Source organism: Alcanivorax sp. UBA3183 (assembly GCF_002364155.1).
GTDB lineage: Bacteria > Pseudomonadota > Gammaproteobacteria > Pseudomonadales > Alcanivoracaceae > Alcanivorax > Alcanivorax jadensis.
Window position 1 is genome coordinate 43,883 of record NZ_DEXN01000016.1, and the last position, 6,573, is coordinate 50,455.

Annotated in this window: 4 protein-coding genes; 1 reads left to right on the forward strand and 3 read right to left on the reverse strand. The window is 61.5% G+C overall.

From position 1 onward, the window contains the following. Positions 1-307: 307 nt before the first annotated feature. From B3Q33_RS07120 to B3Q33_RS07130, 3 genes are all read right to left on the reverse strand, one after another. A complete protein-coding gene (locus tag B3Q33_RS07120; protein WP_035245599.1) occupies positions 308-1,153 on the reverse strand; it encodes a MerR family transcriptional regulator in 846 nt (281 codons plus the stop codon). Between the two features lie 229 nt (positions 1,154-1,382). After that, positions 1,383-3,128 carry an SDR family oxidoreductase gene (locus tag B3Q33_RS07125; RefSeq protein ID WP_273009169.1) on the reverse strand — a complete coding sequence of 582 codons (1,746 nt, stop codon included), beginning with the start codon at positions 3,126-3,128 and terminating at the stop codon, positions 1,383-1,385. Continuing rightward, positions 3,128-3,811 (reverse strand): hypothetical protein, encoded by a 684-nt coding sequence (locus B3Q33_RS07130; RefSeq protein ID WP_272963039.1) that lies wholly within the window; start codon positions 3,809-3,811, stop codon positions 3,128-3,130. Before B3Q33_RS07130 ends, B3Q33_RS07125 begins: the two co-directional genes overlap by 1 nt. A 242-nt stretch (positions 3,812-4,053) precedes the next feature. Between B3Q33_RS07130 and B3Q33_RS07135 the strand changes: the two genes are divergently transcribed. Beyond that, positions 4,054-6,351, forward strand: a complete 2,298-nt coding sequence (locus B3Q33_RS07135; protein ID WP_272974417.1) for a mechanosensitive ion channel domain-containing protein — start codon at positions 4,054-4,056, stop codon at positions 6,349-6,351. Positions 6,352-6,573 lie beyond the last annotated feature (222 nt).

Below are 6,573 nucleotides of genomic sequence, written 5' to 3' on the forward strand. Positions count from 1 at the left end.
TCCCAAGATTGGCATTCCCGCGAGTATGAAAGGAGCCCCGGCAACAAAACAGCAAGAAAAGCCTACCAAACGCAAAATATAGCTACTAGCTATGAGCTATGAGTCGCGGGGGAGGGTGTCAGGTACGGACAGGATGTGCCCGCGATTCCGGGAATGAGCTACAAGCCACAAGCTTCAACGCGGATCAGGCCGGGGGTTTTGAAAGGCCGTTCCCGCGCACCCAGGTAATTGCGCGGGCACTGAGGCGCAGAACAGGAAAATCTGTCTCGCGCCTTGTAGCTCGAAGCTTGTGGCTTGCAGCTGCTTTTCAGATATTCTTTTCGATATGCGCCAGCACGTTGGCGAGGCGGTCGACGAGAATCTTGTTGATGCTTTTTTCCAGTACCCGGCCCAGTTCGTCGCTGACTACCGCGTCGGCCAGTGGGCGGATGCGGGTGATGAAGTCGGCCAGCTTGGGCACGTCTTCGCCTTCCGGCAGGGCTTCGTCACCGTACTTCTCGTCCACCAGGTGATGGATGATCATGCCGATAAAGCGCTCTGCCAGCTTGTCCACTTCTTCGCGAACCAGGCCGACATGGGTGAGTACCGCATCCAGTGGCACGCCGGCCTCGCTGAGTTCCTTGCCCGCGTTGTAGATGCGCGGGTAGGGAATGCGCAGGCGCATGCCTTCGGGAATGATGTAGCCCAGCTTCACCGCCTTGGTCATCACTTCCGGGGTGATGTCTTCGCCGAAGTCATCCAGCAGTTCCTGGTAGTCCAGGTAAGACGGCACACTGGGGTTCTGCCAGGAGGTCACTGCCACTTCCAGGCCGAGTACATCGTTCAGTTCGCGGCCCTGTTCCCAGGCGCTGAGCAGGTCACGGATATTATTGAGGGTGTAGCCACGTTCCAGCAGGGCGCCGATGATTTTCAGGCGTGCCAGATGCACATCGGTATAGATACCGGTACGACCGCGTTTCTCCGGCGGCGGCAGAATGCCCCGGTCCTGGTAGGCACGCACGTTACGCACCGTGGAGCCGGCCTCGCGGGCCAGTTCGTCGATGGTAAATTCCTTGTGGTTGCCGGCTTCGGCCTGAAGCGCGCCTGTCACAGGCTGAGTATATTTCTTCAGGCTGCGCAGGATAGCGGCGGGATTGCGGTCACTGGTTTTCATGCCCGCGATGATAGCCCGCTTTTTGCACAGGCGCCACAGCTCGCAGTGGTTGTGAGTTGGTGATTTAGGACATAAACGTGACGGTCGTCACTTGCGAAGAGGTAGTAATGCAGAGGCAGGAGCTTGCCTGCAAGCGAAACGTCGTTGGCCGAAGGATGATCGCCAGCAACAGAGCTTGGCGTGTGTGGGAAGCGATGCCTGGCATCGCTTCCCACAAGAACCATCTGGCTCAGGGGGTAATTTCCACCTGGGCCAGATTGCGGGCCAGGGAGGGGGTAAAGCGTCCCAGCCATTGCATGCCACGCGCTTCCGGGCTTACCGGTACCACCGCGCGGTTTTTCTCCACGGCCTCGACGATGGCCTGGGCCACCCGGTCCGGGGTAAAGGCACGGCGTTGATAGAACGTGTGGGCGTGCTGGCGGCGCCGTTCCTGTTCCTCGTTGTCGACGCCCACAAAACGGGTGTTGCGAGTAATGGGGGTATCGATGATGCCCGGGCAGATGGCGCTGACGCCGATGCCATGGTCGCCCAGTTCGGCGCGCAGGCATTCGCTGAACATCAGCACCGCGCTCTTGCTGGTGGCATATGCGGGCAGCATGCGCGAGGGCATGAAGGCGGCGGCAGAGGCCACGTTGACGATATGTCCGGCGCGGCCCTGATCGATCATCTGGCGAGCGAACAGGCGGCAGCCATGAATGACGCCCCACAGGTTCACGCCCAGCACCTGTTGCCAATCCTTCACGCTGGTGTCCAGCAGCGAACCGGACAGTCCGATGCCGGCATTATTGACCACGATGTCAGGGGCGCCCAGTTCCTTTTCCACCCAGGCGGCCAGGGCTTCCATGGAGCGGGTGCTGCTCACGTCGCACTTGCGGCTGAGGGCCTCGCCGCCTTCGGCGGCGATGATGCGGGCGGTGGCGGCAGCGGCCTCGGTGTTGATATCGGTGCAGACCACCAGGGCGCCACGGCGGGCGAAGGCCAGGGCGGTTTCCCGGCCGATGCCGGAGCCGGCGCCGGTAATCACCACGCGCTTGCCGCTGTCCGGGCCTTTTATCTGGCTGGTAGTGACTTCACTGCGTTGCAGAGGACCGGAAGCGGGGGCCCCGTCGATGTGCTGAATAAATTCGCGAATCCAGTCGGCGGTTACGTCCGGGTGTTGCAGTAGTGGGCCCCAGTGACCGCAATCCAGTTCCCGGCGCCACAACCGATCGGTCCACTGGGACAGGTCTTCCAGCATGGCCGGTCGCACATAGTTGTCCTGGCGGGCGACAATCAGCTGCACCGGCACTTTGGTGTGCCGCTCGCGTGGCTTGAGCAGACAGGGCAACATGTTGGCCCGGTACAATTCGATGCCGTGGGTGCCGTCCTGTAACTGGGTGGCGCTGGGCTCACTGTCCAGGTTTTCGGTACGGCGCAGGACTTTCGGCCAGGCCTTGGCCAGGCCGGCTTTCCACAGGGCCGGGGCCAGTACCGGTAATTGAAACGCGCCGATGTACCAGGAGTGGGACAGCTGGTTGAGCACGGCGCCAATTTTCTGTTCGCGCAGCCGGGCTTTCATCCACTGGCCCACGTGGTCCAGGCAGGGGCCGGACAGGGTGGTGTAGGAGGCGATACGGTTTTCGGCACCCGGGTCGGTGACCGATTCCCAGGTCTGGATGGAGCCCCAGTCGTGGCCCACCAGCTGGACCTTCTCATCGGGGCTGACCGCGTCCATGACGGCATGCAGATCGTCGCGCAGTTCCCGTAACTTGTAGGCGGCACGACCTTGTGGCACGGAAGAATTGCCGGCGCCGCGTACGTCATAGGCGACCACTTTGAAATCCCGGCTCAGTCGCTCGGCGACTTTTTCCCAGACGTGATTGGCGTCCGGGTAGCCGTGCACCAGTATCACTGTAGGGCTCTTGTCCGCACTCCAGGTGCGTACGGCCAGATCTACGCCATCACGGCTTACGGTTGTATCGCACCACTGCACCATCAGGCTGCTTCCTCTTGATTGTCGTTATGGCTGTTGTCGAGCAGGTGAGCCGGGGTGGCGGTCAGCCAGCGCGGGCCCTGGTCGTCCATCAGCAGAAATTCACTGCTGGCGACACTGTGTTGGCCATCGCTCAGGGTCAGTTGCCACTGCCACAGTCCCGGGATCAGCGGCGCTTCGTCGATGCGATTGCCCTCCGGCAGGGTGCCGGTGAGCGGCACCAGCCGGTAATGCTGGCGCAGGCCGGGGAAATGGCTGGCCAACTGTTGCGGCGTTTCGCCCTGCTGGAGAGTCCGCGGCAGTTGTTCGCGAATGTCACACAGCTGCGCGTGCAATGGTGCCAGCACGGAGGCCGGACCACTGAGGCTGGCCTTGGCGACATAGCCGTTCTGCACCGCATCGCAACGCAGTATATAGCTCATACCGATCCGGTAGCGGCGCTTTCCCGGTCTGTTCAGGCCAAAGCGACGGCGTGGCGGCTGGCCGGCAAAACGCACCCTGGGCGGGCGGGCCGGATCAAACAGTTGATGGGCTCGCAGCCAGTCGCGGATCAGCAGCTCGCAATCCTGTTCGCTCATCCCCGGTTGCAGGGACGCGGCGATAATCTGCAGGCATTTGTCGGCCTGTTCCCGGTTGTGGAGATAGGGGGTCAGAGCCTGGGAAGCCGGGGTCCAGAATGCGCTCATGAACGCCTCCGCCATGTTGTTATGGAATGGGTTCCGATAATTACAGTGGACAATGTCACGGTCAACCGCTGCGATTGGCATTCCTTTGCCGGTGATGCCTCCCCAGGGTCAATGCGGCGTGACAATTCGGGTACAGAGCGTTCGCGTGATCTTCACAAATTTCCGGTGCTCACTTGTTAAGGTATGCGTCTGAATAAGCTTCAAACATAGCGGTTGACCCGGCAAAAGCCGGCACTAAGGAGATGAGTGTGCGCCATCAAGCCCAGTCTTTACGGGGCCTGACAGCCCTGCTTTCCCTGTTGTTAGTGATGCTGACGACGGCGTTGCCTGCCCAGGAGGCGCCTCCCTCGGGCCAGGACTATGCTGAGCTGGCCACGCTGCTGGAGAATGATGCCACCCGCCAGCAGTTGATTGATCAGCTGCGCGGTCTTCAGGCTGCTGCCAATCCTGCCCCGCTGGGGCTTCAGGGTGAGGTTCCGGCCAGCGAAATCGCCGCCCAATCCCCCAGCGGTCAAACCGCCGAGCAGGTATCCCTGGCCCGCCGCATGGCGGCGGCCACTGGCAGCTTGGCCGGTGACATGGGTCGCCAGTTTGCGGCATTGAGCGGTCTGGTTACCGGCTGGTTCGCCAGTGATGACAGTGCTGTAGAAGCGGCTGCCACCACCTCGGTGAATATGAAAGCGGTCACCGCTGCGCTGTTGAATCTGGCCATTCTGGTGGTGATCACTTTTGTCGTGTTCTGGGCGCTGCGAATGCTGGCGGGTTCCGCCTTTGGCCGGCTCAGCAACTGGGCCCGAGGCGGCTCGGAAAAGCTGGCGATTCTGCGCACCACAGTCGGTGTGGCGGTTGCCGCGCTACTGGATGTCATTGTGGTGGCGCTGGCCTACCTGGCCGGTACCTTTGTGGCGCCGCTGCTGACGGAACAGCTGGGAGCAGATGCGACCCGGCTGGCCCTGTTCCTGAATGCCTTCCTGATCGTGGAACTGGCCAAAGCCGGTCTGCGCATGTTCTTTTCCTCCCAATATGAGGGCCTGCGGATGCTGCCGGTGGCGGCGGAGCAGGCGCGCTACTGCAACCGGTTTCTGGCCCGGGAAGCGGGATTGATCGGCTACGGCATGCTGGTGTTGGTACCGGTGCTGAACTTCAATGTGTCCCAAGCTGTGGGCAGTGGCGCCGGCACCCTGATCATGCTGGTGGCGCTGGCCTATGCCGCCGTAGTGATTGTCCGCAAGCGGCAGGTGCTGCGCGACGCACTGACCGAGCGTGCCAATGCCAGTTACGGCCCCATGCGTCTGGCACTGCTATTGCTGGCGCGCATTTGGCACTGGTTGGCTCTGGCCTATGCCCTGCTGGTGTTTGCGGTCACCGTGCTGCATCCGGAAACCGCGTTGCCCTATGTGGCTATGGCGACGCTGGAGACCCTGATTTATGTGGGTGTCGGGCTGCTGGTGTCGGTGGCGCTGGGACAGCTGATCGGCAAGGAAATCCAGCTCTCCGACCGTCTCAATGCCAGCATGCCGCGCCTGCAGGCCCGGGTGAACACCTATGTGCCCAGCGGGCTGAAAGTGATCCGCGCGCTGATCCTGATCCTGGTGGTGGTGCTGTCGCTGGATGCCTGGGAGCTCTATGACCTGGCCGGTTGGTATGCCACCACGGCGGGGGCGCAGACGGTTTCCGCTCTGATCGATATCCTGATTATTCTGGCGCTGGCGGCCCTGGTGTGGGTGGTGCTGGCAAGCCTGGTGGAGCATAAGTTCAGCCCGCGCGAAGACAGCACGCCAGCTGAGGCGGCCCGCGGAGAGACCCTGCTGGGACTGTTCCATACCACCATGGCCATTACCATCATCATCATGACGACGATGATCGTGTTGTCCGAGATCGGTATCGAGATCGGCCCGCTGATTGCCGGCGCCGGTGTGCTGGGTCTGGCCATTGGTTTTGGTGCCCAGAAGCTGGTGCAGGACGTGATCACCGGGATCTTCATTCAGCTGGAGAATGCCATGAACACCGGCGATTTCGTCAGCGTGGGTGGCAATTCCGGTACCGTGGACCGGGTGGGGATCCGCTCGGTGGCCCTGCGGGATCTGTACGGCACCTACCACATCGTGCCGTTCTCCTCGGTGGATGCGGTGTCCAACTTCACTCGCGAATTCGGTAACCATGTGGGCGAATACGGCATTGCCTATCGGGAGAGCATCGATGATGCCATCGTTCAGCTGGAAGCTGCTTTCGAAGAGCTCAAGGAAGGGGCCCACAAGGACAATATTCTGGCGCCGATGACGGTTGCCGGGGTTACCGCGCTGGCGGACAGCTCGGTGAATATCCGGGTGGTGATCAAGACCACGCCGGGTAACCAGTGGGCCGTGGGTCGTGCCTTCAATCGTCTGGTGAAGATCTACTTCGACAAGGCCGGCATCGAAATTCCGTTCCCCCATACCACCCTGTACTTCGGCGAAGACCGGGACGGCAAGGCCCCGGCGGGCAACATCCGCCTGGCCGACCAGCGGGTGGTGTCCACGCAGGATGGCAACGACGGGTAAGACTGGCGCCTGCCACGGCAGGCGTTGTTGAACATCAATTTTTCACCACAGAGGGCGCAGAGTTCACGGAGGAAAAGACTTTTCTCTGTGAACTCTGTGCCCTTTTTGGTGATGGTGTCTTTGAATACCTGACCGCCGCCATTGATTTCGTAGGGTGCTACTGAGCCTAAGGCGAACTGCACCATCAAACGCCGGATCGGTGCAGTTCGCCTTAGGCTCAGT